The organism is Neobacillus nitrireducens (assembly GCF_030915405.1).
GTDB lineage: Bacteria > Bacillota > Bacilli > Bacillales > Cytobacillaceae > Neobacillus.
Genome location: NZ_CP133262.1, coordinates 829,397 through 846,032 on the forward strand (window position 1 = coordinate 829,397; position 16,636 = coordinate 846,032).

Annotated in this window: 17 protein-coding genes and 1 pseudogene; 7 read left to right on the forward strand and 11 right to left on the reverse strand. The window is 37.2% G+C overall.

What is annotated here, in order from left to right:
* Positions 1 to 509 precede the first annotated feature (509 nt).
* Positions 510 to 980 (forward strand): hypothetical protein, encoded by a 471-nt coding sequence (locus RCG22_RS03950; protein WP_308105822.1) that lies wholly within the window; start codon positions 510 to 512, stop codon positions 978 to 980.
* 68 nt (positions 981 to 1,048) lie between these two features.
* Here RCG22_RS03950 and RCG22_RS03955 read toward each other — a convergent pair whose 3' ends face one another.
* The 5 genes from RCG22_RS03955 to RCG22_RS03975 form a co-directional block, all read right to left on the reverse strand.
* Entirely contained in the window at positions 1,049 to 1,990 is a 942-nt protein-coding gene (locus RCG22_RS03955; RefSeq protein ID WP_308105823.1) for a sugar ABC transporter substrate-binding protein, read from the reverse strand.
* Positions 1,991 to 2,028: 38 nt separating this feature from the next.
* A complete protein-coding gene (locus RCG22_RS03960) occupies positions 2,029 to 4,092 on the reverse strand; it encodes a PAS domain S-box protein (RefSeq protein WP_308105824.1) in 2,064 nt (687 codons plus the stop codon).
* Positions 4,034 to 4,894, reverse strand: a complete 861-nt coding sequence (locus tag RCG22_RS03965) for a CheR family methyltransferase (RefSeq protein ID WP_308107083.1) — start codon at positions 4,892 to 4,894, stop codon at positions 4,034 to 4,036. Before RCG22_RS03965 ends, RCG22_RS03960 begins: the two co-directional genes overlap by 59 nt.
* Positions 4,895 to 4,897: 3 nt before the next feature.
* Positions 4,898 to 7,639, reverse strand: coding sequence for an ATP-binding protein (locus RCG22_RS03970; protein WP_308105825.1), 2,742 nt, complete (start codon positions 7,637 to 7,639; stop codon positions 4,898 to 4,900).
* 233 nt (positions 7,640 to 7,872) lie between these two features.
* Positions 7,873 to 8,256: a cupredoxin domain-containing protein gene (locus RCG22_RS03975; RefSeq protein WP_308105826.1), complete on the reverse strand. Its 384-nt coding sequence runs from the start codon at positions 8,254 to 8,256 to the stop codon at positions 7,873 to 7,875.
* Positions 8,257 to 8,450: 194 nt separating this feature from the next.
* Between RCG22_RS03975 and RCG22_RS03980 the strand changes: the two genes are divergently transcribed.
* The 4 genes and pseudogenes from RCG22_RS03980 to RCG22_RS03995 form a co-directional block, all read left to right on the forward strand.
* Positions 8,451 to 8,849, forward strand: a complete 399-nt coding sequence (locus RCG22_RS03980) for a YkvA family protein (protein WP_308105827.1) — start codon at positions 8,451 to 8,453, stop codon at positions 8,847 to 8,849.
* Between the two features lie 245 nt (positions 8,850 to 9,094).
* Positions 9,095 to 10,081 carry a DUF3231 family protein gene (locus RCG22_RS03985; RefSeq protein WP_308105828.1) on the forward strand — a complete coding sequence of 329 codons (987 nt, stop codon included), beginning with the start codon at positions 9,095 to 9,097 and terminating at the stop codon, positions 10,079 to 10,081.
* Positions 10,082 to 10,255: 174 nt separating this feature from the next.
* A complete protein-coding gene (locus tag RCG22_RS03990) occupies positions 10,256 to 10,744 on the forward strand; it encodes a pyridoxamine 5'-phosphate oxidase family protein (protein ID WP_308105829.1) in 489 nt (162 codons plus the stop codon).
* 148 nt (positions 10,745 to 10,892) lie between these two features.
* Positions 10,893 to 10,964 (forward strand): annotated as a pseudogene (locus RCG22_RS03995) (DUF2975 domain-containing protein); the annotation flags it as partial.
* 165 nt (positions 10,965 to 11,129) lie between these two features.
* Here RCG22_RS03995 and RCG22_RS04000 read toward each other — a convergent pair.
* Positions 11,130 to 11,579, reverse strand: coding sequence for an ArsI/CadI family heavy metal resistance metalloenzyme (locus RCG22_RS04000; RefSeq protein ID WP_308107084.1), 450 nt, complete (start codon positions 11,577 to 11,579; stop codon positions 11,130 to 11,132).
* Between the two features lie 281 nt (positions 11,580 to 11,860).
* Between RCG22_RS04000 and RCG22_RS04005 the strand changes: the two genes are divergently transcribed.
* Together RCG22_RS04005 and RCG22_RS04010 are read left to right on the forward strand one after the other, a co-directional pair.
* Positions 11,861 to 12,187 carry an ArsR/SmtB family transcription factor gene (locus RCG22_RS04005; RefSeq protein WP_308105830.1) on the forward strand — a complete coding sequence of 109 codons (327 nt, stop codon included), beginning with the start codon at positions 11,861 to 11,863 and terminating at the stop codon, positions 12,185 to 12,187.
* Between the two features lie 70 nt (positions 12,188 to 12,257).
* Entirely contained in the window at positions 12,258 to 12,449 is a 192-nt protein-coding gene (locus tag RCG22_RS04010) for a hypothetical protein (RefSeq protein ID WP_308105831.1), read from the forward strand.
* A gap of 70 nt (positions 12,450 to 12,519) precedes the next feature.
* Here RCG22_RS04010 and RCG22_RS04015 read toward each other — a convergent pair whose 3' ends face one another.
* The 5 genes from RCG22_RS04015 to arsB form a co-directional block, all read right to left on the reverse strand.
* Positions 12,520 to 12,678 carry an iron-sulfur cluster biosynthesis family protein gene (locus tag RCG22_RS04015; RefSeq protein ID WP_141525546.1) on the reverse strand — a complete coding sequence of 53 codons (159 nt, stop codon included), beginning with the start codon at positions 12,676 to 12,678 and terminating at the stop codon, positions 12,520 to 12,522.
* 178 nt (positions 12,679 to 12,856) lie between these two features.
* Positions 12,857 to 14,632, reverse strand: coding sequence for an arsenical pump-driving ATPase (arsA, locus tag RCG22_RS04020; RefSeq protein ID WP_308105832.1), 1,776 nt, complete (start codon positions 14,630 to 14,632; stop codon positions 12,857 to 12,859).
* Between the two features lie 16 nt (positions 14,633 to 14,648).
* Positions 14,649 to 15,014, reverse strand: coding sequence for an arsenite efflux transporter metallochaperone ArsD (arsD, locus tag RCG22_RS04025; RefSeq protein ID WP_308105833.1), 366 nt, complete (start codon positions 15,012 to 15,014; stop codon positions 14,649 to 14,651).
* A gap of 99 nt (positions 15,015 to 15,113) precedes the next feature.
* The gene (gene arsC, locus RCG22_RS04030; protein ID WP_308105834.1) at positions 15,114 to 15,536 is read right to left on the reverse strand and encodes an arsenate reductase (thioredoxin); all 423 of its coding nucleotides are present in this window, start codon (positions 15,534 to 15,536) and stop codon (positions 15,114 to 15,116) included.
* Positions 15,537 to 15,564: 28 nt separating this feature from the next.
* Positions 15,565 to 16,620: an ACR3 family arsenite efflux transporter gene (gene arsB, locus RCG22_RS04035; protein WP_308105835.1), complete on the reverse strand. Its 1,056-nt coding sequence runs from the start codon at positions 16,618 to 16,620 to the stop codon at positions 15,565 to 15,567.
* Between the last annotated feature and the right edge of the window lie 16 nt (positions 16,621 to 16,636).

The following is a 16,636-nucleotide window of genomic DNA, read 5'->3' on the forward strand; positions in this document are numbered from 1 at the left end:
CTAGTTCAAAATTTGGGAGAGTACCCGAGTTTGTTCATTTGCATTTTTTGCAGTTCAGATGACAATTGAGACTTGATCAGGTAAGAAAAATTTGAGGATTCGTGTGACTACACTGAAAGATTTTGAAGATATTGCGGAAAATACCTTATGTACCATTTTGTTAATGAATGAATTGGAGGCTCTACTTGATGCAGGAAAACAAGAAAGACAGCGTTAATATCCTATCCCACGACGCCGTTGTCGGCAAACCGTACCTAGACATCGACCGCGTCATCCCCGAAGGCAAATCGGGAGATACAAACCGTAAGAAATAGCTGGGTAGTGTCAGGTACCATGGTGCCTGACACCACCCAAAATTTATTTTTTAACACCATAACGCATCCTTTTTTCACAATAATATGATTGTGCCATTTACCTTATCCATCAGATTTTCCCCTTCCCTAATACATTTGAAGGAAATGACTGGTTAGACTAAAGGGGACGAAATAAACAGAAAGGGTGAAAAAGCTGTGGCACAGAAACTTACGGCCTTTTTCCTATTTATTTGTATTCTTTTCGTCGGCGGTTTTCAGACAGACGACCAACCGCCGCCGGACCCCGTCCAGATTGGAACGGAGGAAGGCTATTATGAAGGAATCCGATCGGGGCTTGAAGACCGGCATAATTTCAGAATCTCCCGTGCTTGGCAGCAGATTCCTCGCTCTCAGCTGAGCTCTAACAATAAGGATAAGATAGCTCGCCCCCTCATAAAAATAGGACTTCTCCGGCAGGTGTACCTCTCTTTTTCCTCTAGGGATAAATTCTACACCTACCTTCATGCCCATCCAGAAATGGATGCGTTACAGGTAGCCCGGCGGATACTCGGTCAGAAGTTTGTGAGGGCGTACGAAAAAAGCTTCCAGAAAGGTTATGAGAAATCCCTTACTGCTTCACCCAAAAAGGCGGCAAGCTACGCCGCATTATTGAAGGTGAAAAAATGAAAAAGGGGGAAACAAAAAAGGGTAGACTCAAAGATGCCCTTTAACCAATCAATGGTATCCACTATTTTTTACTTCACAATTTTCTCATAAAAATCTAATCTATCGTGGGCATTCTCTTTGATGATAATATCTACACCACTGTCCACGAATTTATCGACATTTTGTCCATTTGCCACTTTCATGGCGGTTTCCACGCTTAAATATCCCATATCATAAGGATTTTGAGCCATAGTACCAGGAACGGTTCCATCTGCAATGAACTTAACCATATCGGTAAGACCATCTGGCCCAATCACAGGAATAAACAATCCTTGTTTCTCTAATTCCTTGATGACCGATATCGCGATCGTGTCATGTGTGGTCACGATACCCTTAATATCAGGCTGGTCACGCATAAGCTGGATAATCAAATGTCGAATCGTTTGGGGGTCATCCGATATCCCTGATTTGATCGAGGCGATGTTGATTCCTGCATTTCTTAAAGAATTGGTAGCACCATCAATCCGCTCCTTAAAAACAGGGAAAGACAAATCTCCTCCGATAATAGCTATCTTATTCCCTGGTTGTAGCTGTGAGGCTAAAAAGGCTCCTGCTTTTTTACCTAAATCCAGATTATTGGTTCCGATATACGCTGTTTTGTTCTTAATGGGAAGATCGGTATCTACCAGTAAAATAGGAACATCCGTAAATGTTTCTAATGTTGGGCTTACTGATGAATTGATCGGAGCCGCAATGATCACATCTGGCTTTTCTTTGTACGCCTTTATTAATAATTCTGCCTGTTTTTTCGTGGTTGAATCATTAGGAACAATCACCTTTCCATCGATGCCAAAGTCTTTAAACCCTTTTTCCATTCCAGCTTTCATGATTTCCCAATATTGAGAGTCATCTTTTTTTAACACAACGACCACAGTCGGCTTTTTAACAGCAAAGGTTACGGAAATAAAACCTAGTACTACGACAGAAATAACAATACCAATAACCAAACTAATTTTCTTTTTCTTCCACACGGCATCCTTTCCCCTCTCTTCTGTGTTAAAGAATGAACCTACGCGTTGATTAGGCTGGGAATGAGCTGAAATCGAGCTGAGAAGGTCGTCCCTTTCTCACTCGTTTCAATGTCAATTTGAGCATCATGCCGTTTGGCTACACTGTAACAGATGGCTAACCCCAAACCTGTTCCTGTTTCCTTGGTGGTAAAGAAAGGGGTCCCTATTTTTGTTAATACTTCTGGGCTGATTCCCTGGCCTTCATCTTTTATTTGGAGGACCACTGCCTCCTTATCCTTATAAGTTTTAATCGTCAAATTTCCATTAGAAGTCATTGCATCCAACCCATTTAAGGCCATATTCAAGATGAGTTGGCGAATTTCTTTTTCGTCAAGGTAGATGTCAGGACATTCTCCTAATTCAAGCTCCAGCTGTTTATTTGAACGAAATGCTTCCGCTTGTATCAAAGGAGATAAAGCTTCAATAATGGCGTTCATGTTTTGCTGCTTTTTGACACTAATTTTATTTTTAGCTAGATTCAAAAATTCGGTGATAATAGAGTTGGCCCTTTTCAATTCCTCAAGCATTAAATCGATGATAGCCGGAGATAAATTATCTACATTATTCCTCGATAATTGTAAAAATCCTTGAACGGTTGTCATCGGGTTTCTGATCTCATGGGCAATACCAGCTGCCATCTCGCCGATTAAATTTAAGCGGTCCAGTCGATACATTTCATTCTCGAGGTGTACCCTGTCCGTAATATCGGTTAAAACAACCAGCATACATGGTTCAGAATGGATATCAATCAACTCAGTAGATAATAAACCTGATCGGATTTCCTTGTTTTTCGTCCCATATTTGATTTTCTTATTTCGAACCTTTTTATTTAGATCAATAAACGTCTCCGTTGCTTCCTCAATAAAATTCTTACTATTTATTTTTTGATGAATCAATTCATCACTGCTAAAACCTATATATTTTGTCCAGTTGGCATTGACTTCGATAAAAGATAAATCTTTTTGTGATAAAATCGCCATTAAGCAAGGACTGGAGTCAAAGATTTTTCGAAACCTCTCTTGAGTGTGGAACAGATGTTCAGCAATTTTTTTTCGTTCTTCCACTTCTATTTGCAGTTTCTCATTTGCCTTAATCAGCTCAAGCGTCCGCTCTTTGACGATATGTTCCAAATTATGAAATCTTTGTTTTTTTATTTCTTCCATATGCTTTCTTTCTGATACATCACGTATGGTACAAACAAAGATTTGTTCCTCTTCAATGGTGGTTGATGCAATTAACAGATCCGCATAGAAGCAGCTTTTATTCTTATGACAAGCAACTACTTCAATAATTTTTCCTACCGATTGTCTCATGGTAGAAAGGAATGAGGAGGAGCCATCCACCATTTCATCCTCCCATTTTGGGAAAAGCTTCAGTACGTGTTTTTCGATTAATTCCTTTTCCTGGTAGCCAAACATGCACTTGGCGGCCTGATTCACGGAAAGAATCGAACCTTGCGTATTAAACGTCACAATCGTATCGGTAATCGTTTCACTGATGGCTCTTGATAATGCCTCGGTCCGCCGTAAATTTAGGGTGGTTTGATCCAGCCTTTTGTTGATTTTATTCAGCTCAAGCAAACGGTCTAGATCGGTTTGAATGATATTTTCTTGATGATTTTGATGGATTTTTACAAACTGTTCAATCTTCTTTTTCAAGGTTTCCGGTTGAAAGGGCTTAAAAATATAATCTATCGCCCCTACGGAGTATCCTTGATGAACATGTTCCATTTCTTGACTAATCGCTGTAATAAAAATAATCGGGATATTTTTTGTTTTTTCTCTTGCCTTTATCAGCTTGGCCGTATCAAAGCCATTCAGTCCCGGCATTTGAACGTCTAGTAATATCACGGCAAAATCATGTTGAAGCATGCATTTTAACGCTTCTTTTCCTGAATGGGCACTAATAAGATTATAATTTGGTGAAGTGAGCACAGCTGCTAAGGCCAACAGATTTTCTGGATGATCATCCACCATTAATATATTCACCTTTTGAACTTGTGTATTATTTAACTTTTCGATAAAGCCTTTCGGGTCCATCAAATTCTCCGTAACAGTCTTCATAACGTGTAAATTTAACCCCCTCTCTTTTTCCTAAGCCAAGAAAACCTGAGCTGCTTAGGCTTTCGTATATTAATTGATGAACATCATTTTGAAGGTTCTTATTAAAATAGATAAGAACATTTCGGCATATAATCATATCAAACTCGTTAAAAGAATGGTCTGAGACCACATTATGCTGGGCAAAAACGATATTTTTCTGAAGAAATGGGTGGAAACAAACCTTATCATCCACGGCTTTATAATATTCAGAAAAGGCCTGTTTTCCTCCTGCTTCCATATAGTTTTTGGTATAGAGCTTCATCCCTTCTAAAGGAAAAGTGCCCTGTTTTGCTTTTTCAAGAATATTCTTATTAATATCGGTTGCATAGATTCTAGTTTTATCATAAATCCCTTCTTCTTGAAGGAGGATTGCCATTGAATACACTTCTTCACCTGAAGAACATCCAACATGCCAAATCTTAATCGAAGGGTTATCTTTTAGTAAAGGGATCACTTTTGTCCGGATACTCTTAAAAAAAGGTGGATCGCGGAACATCTCGGTAACATTGATGGAAAAGTCGGAAAGTAACCTTGCCATCACACCAGGGTCACGAAGGATTTTTTCCTGCAGGGCAGATATACTTGAAAGCCTCTCTATCTGAACGCGATGGTTAATCCTCCTTTGGATAAAAGGAAAGGCATAGTTTCTAAAATCATAGCCATAATATCGAAACATAGCCTCCAGTAATAAATCGATTTCAATCCTCTCGATTTCTTCATCCTGTACTAGATGACAAGACTCATACGATTTTAACGGTGCGATTTTCTATCCCTCCTTCGTAAACAACCAAACTTGCATCAACGAGAACAGCTGTTCCAAGTTAATTGGCTTGCTAATATAATCGGATGCTCCTGCCTCCAGGCATTCTTCTCTGCTGTGTTTCATCGCCTTTGCTGTTAGGGCGATGATTGGTATAGTTTCAAAGATACGTATCTTACGAATATGTTGGATCGCCTCAAACCCATCCATCTCTGGCATCATAATATCCATTAAAATCAGGTCCGTTTCAGGATGAACATTTAAAACCTCCAACGCTTCCCTGCCATTTTCTGCCACTAGGATGTCCATTTCATGATTTTCAAGCGCAATCGTTAAGGCATATACATTACGGATATCATCATCAACGATAAGTACTTTCTTATTTCTCAGGATCGATTTCCCTTGTTTGATCTTTGGCTCATCCCTTAAAACCGGAACATTCGTGTTCACTAAATAGTTCTCTTCCAAACTGACCGCTGCTTCTGTTCGAGCCATAGAAAGTGGCTCGATTTTGTTATTCATTTGACCGTATGGCAAATATAATGTAAATGTACTTCCCTTTCCGATTTCACTTGATACTTCTATAAACCCGCCTAATAAATGAGCCATTTCCCGACAAATGGATAGGCCTAATCCCGTGCCGCCATATTGCCGGCTTGTCGTACCATCTGCTTGCCTGAACGCATCAAAAATGGTCTCTTGTTTTTCATTTTCGATGCCAATACCAGTATCAATGACGGAAAAAGCAAGCATCTGTTCGGCCGGATGTTTTTCCCCCACGTTTTTCATAATCTGGCGGATTTGTAAGGTGACACTGCCACTTTCTGTGAATTTAAACGCATTGGAAAGGAGATTTTTTAAAATTTGCTGTAATCGTTGTTCATCGGTAAAGAAAGTTGTTGACAATTCACTTTCCCTTTCGATTGTAAAATGAACCTTCTGCTGATTGGCAATCGGTGCGAATTGGTGATAAATAAAATCACTTACCTCATTTAGTTTGACTTCTTCGGAAATTACATCTAGTTTTCCAGACTCTACTTTTGCCAAATCTAATATATCATTTATTAAGTTCAATAAATCATTACCCGAAGTGTAAATGGTTTTCAGGTATTCTAGTTGCTTTAGTGTCAGATTCCCTTCCCCGTTTTCAGAGAGAATCTGTGCCAGTATAAGCAAACTATTCAGTGGCGTTCTAAGTTCATGGGACATATTTGCTAGAAACTCAGATTTATATCGAGAACTAAGCTCGAGCTGCTGTGCTTTTTCTTCAAGCGCCGCACTAACCTCCTGTATTTCAAAGTTCCTTTGTTTTGACGCTTCATACTGTTCCTCTAGTTTTTCATTTGTCGACCTTAACTCCTCTTGCTGCATTTGGAGTTCCTCTGATTGGGCTTGCAATTCTTCTGTCAGGGCTTGTGATTCTTGCAATAGTTTTTCTACCTTCATGTGGTTGATAATACTATTAATCTTAATCCCTAAATTGTTATTCACTTCATCAAGCAGCTTTATTTGTAATGGGGTTAACTTCTCAAAAGAGGCCATTTCAATTACCGCAAGTACTTGGTCTTCAAATAATACGGGTAAAATCATAATCGCCTTAGGAGAAGCTTCTCCCAGACCTGAACCGATTTTTAGGTAATCGTCGGGAACTTGATTTAAATGAATGGGCCGCTTTGAAAGTGCACATTGCCCAATCAATCCCTCCCCCAAACGAAATTGCTTTCGTTCTTGCTCGAAAGCGTTAGAGGCAAAGGAAGAAATTCTTGTTAAATACTGATTGCCTTTTTCTATTTCCTTTAAATAAAAGATGCCGTGGCTCGCTCTTACCATAGGTGCAAGCTTTGTGATTAGCATACTGGCCAGCATTTCCACATTTTCCACCTCTGGATACAAGGTGGCAATTTCAGCAATTTTTGTATTCAGCCAGCTCAACTCTTCTGCTTCTTCTTTTAATTGTTTGTCGTTTCTACTATGTTTCTCAAGTGCATTAGCCATTTTATTAAAGGCCACGGCGATTTCACTCAGTTCCCCTTTTGTGGTAATCTCAATACGCGGTAATGAATCAAAATCACTGGCCGTTGCCTGTTTCATCACGTCTGTTACCTTGTTAAGATTGTTGCTGGTGCTTTTTATGATCCATATGGCAAAACCTATACCGAGGATTAAGCCGATTACAAGGTAAATATATATATTTTCAACTGCCCAATTATAGGTATCTTTTGAACGTAACAGTTCATTCTTCATGCCTTGTTCTTGTAAGCCATATAGCAGTTCTGTCATTTGAATCATTCTTTGCCTTAATAGTTCAGATTCAGTCCAAAAGGGTGCCGTAAGTTCAATGTTAGGATTGATTTTCCTTTCCGACAGCGCTTGCTGACCCATATTTCGGTATGATTCATGTAATAGTTTTAATTTACTAATAAGTTCTTGAGATTTTTCTTGGGTGTCCTTTTTCTCGAGTGAAGCCATCGCCATTTGTAAATTTGAATTTGAATTTTCCCATTCATTCAATGAGTCTGAAGGGATTGCCTCTCCACGCTCTTTCAACATGGTATGTAATTCCTTTGTTATCGTTGAAGTCTCTTCTTTTATCGTGGAAGCAATTTCGATTCTCTCATTTAAATCATTAATCACAACGTTCATTTTTACAGTCGATTGTTCCAGCATGTTCATTAATATCACAACGATAATCGTAATGAACAAAAGTAATGATCCTATGCTCGTATAAAGCTTTGTTCGAAATCTCATAAAACCTCCTACTTTGCTAATAATCATGGGTCATATTGTTAGATTCTTAAATGAGCTAAACTATTAAAAATTTTCTCATTCTTTCATCATACTTTAAATTCCTTAATATCGTCCATATGATATTTTAGTAAGTTAGAAAGTTTACTTTGGTAGAATTAACCATATGTAATTGGAGATATCCCCCTGTTCTTTCTGAGTTCATTAAAAAAGCAAGGCCTGTATGGCCCTGCGTGTTATTTGACTACTACTTTTCCAACCATTCCTTCCTGGAAATGGTAACGACATATCAGTTCATATGTACCGAGATTCTCCGGTTTCACGGTAATGGTTTTTTCTTTTCCCGGCTGGACTTCGGCATCAATTCTGAGCTTTTCAATTGTGAACGTGTGCTCTTTCTTACCTTCGTTCTTCAATATCAACGTTGTCGTTTTTCCATTCGGAATAGTGATGACGTTCGGATTAAAGTAATTATCGTTCATCTTGACCTCGATTGTTGACTCCATCGACTTTTTTACTACCCCGGATTCAGCAAATACACTGAGTGAGCCTGGTGTTGCCATAACCAAAATCATTGTAAGCAAAACGATCGATCCAGTTAACCACTTTTTCGCAGACATTGCAATCCCTCCTTTCTAAAATACTATTTTTCCCCATTCATCAAATATTATCACTATAAAATGGGTTACAACGTGCAAAAACGCAAATTCCTGTATGCCCAACTCTATTGACCTTTACAGCTGAACAGGCGCCAATAATTGTTTCAACTCTCTCCTATTTTACTTTATAATCATTACTAACAAGGGGGAGTTAGATGGAACAAGAAAATACTTTAACAAAATTAAAAAACTACGCGAGAAAACTAAAACAAAATTTATTCGTCCTTTATTTATCATACAATGATAATAGAGTTCCTTGGTACGCTAAATTGGTTGCTATTTGTGTAGTTGCTTATGCTTTTAGTCCCATCGATTTGATCCCTGACTTCATTCCTGTATTGGGCTATCTCGACGACATAATTATTGTTCCGTTAGGCATTTCACTAGCACTAAAATTAATCCCAGCTTACATTATTGAAGAAAACAGAGAAAAGGCTGAAAAAATTAGGAAAAATGGTAAACCAAAAAACTGGTTTGTTGCTGTACTATTCATTCTGATTTGGATTTTACTTACGTTTTGGGTTGGTAAATTATTATACGGTATATTTTATTGAAATTATTTAAAGCCATTTTAGTAGGACGAAATCTTTTTACAGTGGGACATAAGAATAACCGAAAGGAGTGCCAAATTCGTATACGATTTGGCACTCTTTTTAAGTTACATTTTTAAAGTTTGTGATAGGTAAAGGAACCCGTTTTTATATGCACCTATATTTTTTTAGAATCTTTCCAAATATTTTTAATGCAAAATGGAATTAGAGAGATAATATACTTATTAATGTTTATTTGGAGGAGCAAAATGAATAGCATACCTTTATCATCCTCAGAGTTAGGAAACTTATGGCAGGCATATCGAGAGAAAGCAATGATGAATTTGGTTTTGGATTATCTTATCGAAAAAGCTGATGAGAATGAAACGAAAGAAATTCTACAAAATATTTATACAATCGAAACCAAAAATAAAGAAAAAATTAAAGCTATTTTCCAGGATGCCGGTGCTGTTATACCTGTAGCATTTAATGAAGGGGACTTAAATAAAAATTCACCACAATTATTTGATGATAACTATGCGATTATGTATGTTCGAATGATGAGCAAAGTTTTAACAGGTCTTTATTCCCTGCACTCCGGGATGTCCTATAGACCCGATATCCGTGATTTGTATACGGAGTTTACGAGAGATACTCAACACATTTATTCTGTAACAACTGAACACCTATTGAATAAAGGGGTTTTGACACGTCCTCCTATCGTATCCATGCCCAAGGAAGTGGATTTCATTGATGATACCAGTTACACAAACGGATTAAATCCATTTAAAAAAAAGAGGGCGCTTAATACCGTTGAGATTGGTTTGATTTATCAATCCTTAGAGTCTAATATTACTGGGATGCAATTGATGATTGCTTTTGAACAAGTCGCTAAAGAGCCAGATGTAAAAAGATACTTTACTAAAGGGAAAGAACTTGCAAAAGAAATCATTTCCATGATGAGTAAACTTTTATTAGATAGTGACTTACCTGCACCTACTACTTGGGGTGGCGTGATTACAGCTTCGACCATATCACCCTTTTCTGACAAACTCATGATGTATAACACGAATTTATTAACGATATTCGGACTTGGAAGCAATTCAGTGGGAGCAGCATTTAGTTTTAGAAATGACATGTTATTACATTTGGGGAATATCATGGCGAGACAGTTTGATTTTGCAAAAGATGGTGGAACAATTTTAATGAAACATGGTTGGATGGAGGAACCACCTTCATCCATTGACCGCACATAATTCTCCCAAACGAGGTTATCCTTTTATACAGTTCTTTTATATGCTTTTTTGTTTTGTTTTACGGTAGTACATATTTATTCATTTTGATTGCGTACGTTTTGTAATCCTTCATACCTGAATAAAAGTTGGTGTAAAGGGTAGGATACCTTTGTAAACATTCATGAGGTGATGGAAATGTCTAAGCTGATGAAACAAGAAGAAATGGAAACATTAAGAGAGTTAATCAAAGACGTAGACACGGCCATGCTGACTACAGTAACTGAAGATGGGCTTGTTTCTCGTCCTATGAAAACACAAGAAATAGAGTTTGATGGTGACTTATGGTTTTTCACCAAGAAAGAGACAAATAAATATGAAGAAATTTCACATGGTCAAGATGTTAATGTGGCTTATGCTGGTAAATCCTATGTTTCGGTTCGTGGAAGAGCGGAGATCGTTGAGGATTTAGACAAGAAAAAGGATTTGTGGAGCAAAGCATATGAGAAAATTATGCAAACTTCTTATGATGATCCTAACGTTATCTTGATAAAGGTAAAAGCGGAAGCAGCCGAATATTGGGAAACCGGCAATTTTACGAAGAAAATTGCCTTTCTCTATAAACGCATGACAGGGCAAAGTTCTAAATCGACAAATATAAATGAAACTGTTGAATTGAATAAATAACAGCAAAAAATGGATTGTCAGGACATAGGACAATCTGAACAATAGCAAAAGGTGCATTACCAATTCCAGGTTACTTAATTAATTTATTTGGAAGTTTTGTTGAACAAGTTGTAAATTTAACATTATAAAGTAGGAGCATTTCTTTGTAATGTATGTATTAGGTTTGCCACTCTTTCACTTTATAGCGAAGAAAGTTGGCCCTCCTATTGGATTAATGGGACCCTCTAAATTTATTAATGGTCCTGCTCCTTTAGTTCAAAAACAAAAGGGATTGCCGGAGCAACCCCATCTTCAATATAAGCACCCGTTAGTTTAAGTGTAATATTTTACAATCTTTCTGTCATGAGGAATAAAAAAGGGAAGGAGAGTATCATGCTCTCCAATCTTAAAAGCAACAAGATGAAGAGGTTTTGATTTCTACTTTTATCGGCTGTGTTGTGCAACAGCTTGATTCAATTTTCATAGTCTCAACGTCATCTTTAGTATAAAAGAACTCCCACTCGTTCCCGTCTGGATCGGTTACCCAAAATTTATCTTGAGTCGCATAGCAACATGTAACGTCCATCTCTTCTCTAGCGAAGAACCCTAATTTTTCTAAACGGTCTTTATGTTGTAGAACCTCATCTTGATTTTCAACTTGAAAGCCGAAATGCCCAACTTGATTTCCAGATACCTCATCTTTTAAGTTTAAAGTGAAATTAAGGGCTGGGTCATCAAGTAAAAATTTTGCATAGTCTATTTTTACCTTTACTGGATCCGAATTAAAAACCTTTTTGTAAAATTGAATTGATTTCTCGAGATCCGTAACATTCACTCCAACATGCATTTTCATTATTAACAACTCCCTCATGAATATTTTATAAATCAAATATTTTTGATTTATAATTCGTAAATCAACTTTTTTTGATTTATGATAACAGTATATTAGCAATTTTTTCTAATTACAACTCCTTTATCAAAAAAAATTGATTTTATTTGTATCATTTTAACTTCTCTGGAATATAATAAAATATAAAATTAAATCAACTTTTTTTGATTTAATTGATTGACACATGAAAATTTTGAATATATCATGATTGTATCAAGTTTATTTGATTTATAAGGTGGATGATAAAGATGAAAGAAGAAATTCAATTACAAGATATATCCATAGATGAAGTGTTCGAAAAATATGAACTAAAATTTAAAGCTATTGCTGATAAAAAAAGACTTCAAATCATGAATATTTTAACTCAGAATGGTTCAATGTGTGTGTGCGATCTGGCTCCAATGATGGATATGGCTCAATCAAAATTATCTTATCATTTAAAGATTTTATTAGATGCCAACATTATCAAAAAAGAAACAAAGGGCACCTGGAGTTATTATGAACTGAATCAAGATGCACTTAATCATTTATTGTCCCATGAACTTTGCTGTATCTTTAAACCAACTTGTTGCTAATTTTTTTTAGTTTTAAATCAATTTTTTTGATTAATATATCAATATTATTTGATTAATAGGAGGAATCAACATGTTTAATGAGTATGAAGTATATCAATTGATCAAATTACGCCAAGAGAAGGTTGAAAGAAAAGCACAAAATGCCTGGAAATTGGAAGATTATCAAAGGGAAGCATTATTTCAAAAGCTAGTTAAGAAATTTAAACCGAAACAACAATTAACTATCGTAAATACAAATTGCGATTGCTTGAACTGTTGTTAGGCACTCGTCCTGTAGGAGGTTGTTATGGGAAGTTAGTTTTTAAGAAACCAACTTCCCTTCTTATTGTTTTTTAACAACAGTTGCTTTCATTTCCTACTAACACGAGACCATTTGCCTCTTGATTAAAATCAAGAGTTAGTCCTTCAGTATAAGGTTCAATATCAGGATCAATTGCAACTTGTATTTCATTAATGGTTACTACTTTATCATTATCATCTGGCTTGTCCAAAGCCAGTCCAACTTTTGGTGCCCCTCAAGACATTCCTCCAAAATAAACACGAATGTTTTTGGCATCGTGTTCTTGAAGCAGTTGCTTTAGTACATCACGTGCATGATCTGTGATATTCAATTTGTCCATCACCTTTCAAAAAAAATTTACTCTTACTTATCTTACTTTCTTTTTAACATTAGTAGGCACTTATAAAATTTTTTAACTGTTCATATCCTTTATTCTCTTCACTCATTAGAGGAACAATTGCACATCTTTCTGCCAATTCAGTTGTCACTTTTTTAATCCAACTTTTTTCAAATTCTGCTCTTCCCCTTAATACAGGATCTTTAGTTTCAGCGGCGTAAAGGCTCTGGTTAATGACCCACCATTTAGGAGTTATATCTGCCCGTTTTAAATCTTCCTGTAATCGACTTGCTTCTAAAACTGGCGTAGCTTCTGCTAACGTTACAATGACGACGCTTGTTTCTTTTGGATTCCTTAAACGAGGCAGCAGCGTTTTTACGCTCTCAGGTATTTCACCAGTTGAACGTGCTAGATCCTTATGATAAGACTGAGCTGCGTCTAAAAGTAGTAAGGTGTGCCCAGTTGGTGCAGTATCAATCACAACAATTTCATCCTTTGAACGAGCCACCACTTCTGCAAAAGCACGAAATACGGCAATCTCCTCCGTACAAGGTGAGTTTAAGTCTTCTTCAATGTAGGCAAGTGCCTCTTCATCAAGTTCATTGGTCACTTTTGATAAGACCTCTGCTTTGTAGGCCTCAACTTCTTCTTTTGGGTTAATTCGGCTTATGGTTAATCGATCATTAAGCTTGCTATTTTGAAAAACATACTCTAAATGGGCAGCTGGGTCTGTGGTGGTTAAATGGACTATATGTCCCTTTTCTACTAATCCAACGGCGATTGCAGATGCCAGGGTGGTCTTTCCAACCCCCCCCTTCCCCATTGTAAAAATCACTCTAGTATTATTTAAGGAGAAGTCTTCAATCACTTTATTTAATCCAGGTAGAGATCTAATCTCGCCTTCAATCTCTGGTTCTTTAGGTGGCATAGTGTATTGTTTAAATAAGAAACGTAAATTTTGAATGCCTGTTAAGGAATACGAAACAAACGGCAACGAAAAAGTGACAACTTGTTTTAAATCGTTTGGCATTTGCTTTAAGGCATTACGCTGTCGCTCATAAAACGCAGATGAAACTTTATCGTCAGGCAAATAAGATTGCAATAATCCGTTAATAATGAGAGCTTGATTTGAAATACCAATTTCTTTTAATTCCTTTGATGCACGGTTTGCCTCAAGTAATGAAGACTCATCAGGTCTTGCTACAAGAATGAGCGTTGTTTTTGTTGAGTCTGAAAGTGCGTCCATTGTAAGGGAATAGATTTGCTTCTTTTCTGACAACCCAGATAAAGGGCCTAAACAAGAGGCACCATGTGTGTTCTCTTCTAAAAAGCCACTCCAGGCAGTTGGCAACTGAAGAAGCCGTAGAGTATGACCCGTAGGTGCCGTATCAAAGATGATATGCTCGTAAGCACTAACCACATTAGGGTCAGCCAATAAATTTGTAAACTCATCGAATGCTGCAATTTCAACTGTACAAGCCCCTGATAACTGTTCCTCCATAGTAGCCACTACTGCGTCAGGAAGTTTCCCACGATAAGGCCCAATAATTCTGTCTCGATAGGCTTTTGCAGCTTCTTCAGGGTCAAGATTACAAGCAAATAAGTTTGGAACACTCTGGATTGGCATTGGAGTATTCGTTAGCCCAACTTCCAACACATCCTCTAAGTTTGAGGCAGGGTCCGTACTTACCAGCAAGACCTTTTTCCCTTCATCAGCTAGTGCTACAGCTGTTGCACACGCAGTCGATGTTTTCCCTACTCCACCTTTACCTGTCAAAAATAAAAACTTGCTGTTCACAATCATTTTCGGATTGAAAGATTGAAACATGATTTTCACTTCTTTCTTATATCGATGGTTTTAATTCAATTGTAAGACGTGGTTTTGGTTTTTCGCTAAGTTCCTCCACTTGTACTCCAAACCATTCCGCAAATTCATCGTTGGTTGGATAGGCTCCAATTTTAGCAATTTGGCCTTCAACTAAGATTACTGGGAGTGAATCAGGACCCTTTTCATGAAGAACTTTGTTTACCTCTTTGTTCTCAACAAAAATGGCTGGCTCAAATCCAAGGTTATATCGTTTGATGTTATATCCTTTTTTCTGTATTAAAAAGATAGCAGTTGCCACTCTAATTAATTCAGGATCTACGCTTGGACCACATACACCTGTAGCACAGCACAATGCTGGATCAAAAATCTCAACTTTTCTCATTTAATCTAACCTCCTAAAGGGTTTGAATATAAGTATTTACTTATATGAATATTAAAAATTAAAGCCAAGAGTCTTTATCCTTGGCTATCAAATTCTTTCTTACTCACCAGTTTCAGCAAACCGCTTAATGCGATCTCCGATTTCGTCACGGACACGTTGAAAGAATGCCCACTTCTCTTCATCGGTCCCTTGAGCCTTGGCTGGGTCATCAAATCCCCAGTGAACTCGTTTTACTTTAGGTGGTGTGATTGGACACTTATCAGCAGCATCACCACATAGCGTTACGACTAAATCAGCATTGTTTAAATATTCAGGATCGATAATATCAGAGGTATGTTTTGAAATATCAATTCCCGCTTCTTTCATTGCTTTTACAGCATTAGGGTTTAATCCGTGAGCTTCAATACCAGCACTGCGAACTTCCCAATCATCACCTAAATGTTTTAAAGCCCATCCTTCTGCCATTTGGCTTCTGCAAGAATTTCCTGTACACAAAAAGTAAAGTTTCTTCTTGTTTTCCATGTTGAATTCCACCTTTACGTAATAAAATTTAGGCTGCATGCTCTTTAAAATATTTTCTTTTAAACCATAATGCTACGTTGACTAACGCAATCATTACAGGCACTTCCACAAGTGGTCCAATAACGGCCGCAAAAGCTGCACCGGAATGGATTCCAAACACACCAACAGCAACAGCAATCGCTAATTCAAAGTTATTACTTCCAGCAGTAAAAGCAAGAGTGGTTGTTACAGGGTAGTTCGCTCCAATTTTCCTTCCCATGAAAAAAGAAACAAAGAACATAATGACAAAGTAAATTAATAAAGGAATGGCTATACGTACTACATCTAATGGCAAACTTACAATAGCGTCCCCTTTTAATGAGAACATAAGGATTATCGTAAATAGTAAAGCAATTAAGGTAATAGGACTGATTTTAGGAATAAACACTTTTTCATACCATTGTCTGCCTTTAGCCTTTACCAACGTAAAACGTGTAATCATACCAGCGATAAAAGGTATTCCAAGATAGATGAAAACTGATTTAGCTACTTCTATCATTGTTATATTTACAACTGCCCCTTGGATTCCTATCCATTCAGGGATGATGGTTACAAACACATATGCATACACGGAGAAGAATAACATTTGGAAAATAGAATTGAATGCTACTAAGCCAGCAGCGTACTCCGTATCTCCTTTTGCAAGGTCATTCCATACAATGACCATCGCAATACAACGAGCTAAACCAATCATGATTAGACCAACCATATACTCGGGTTTATCAGGAAGAAATATTATGGCTAACAAAAACATAAGAATTGGTCCAATGATCCAGTTTTGTACAAGCGATAAAGCTAAAACTTTTACATCTTTAAATACTCGCCCAATTTCCTCATAACGAACTTTCGCCAATGGGGGATACATCATTAAAATTAAACCAATAGCAAGTGGAATCGATGTAGTTCCTACCTGTAAGCTGTTCATACTGCCCACAAATCCCGGAGAGACAAATCCTAATCCAATTCCTATTGCCATCGCAAGAAAAATCCAAAGCGTTAAATATCGATCCAGGAAGGATAGACGTTTCCTTTCTGTATTACTCATTTTCTCACTCCCTATT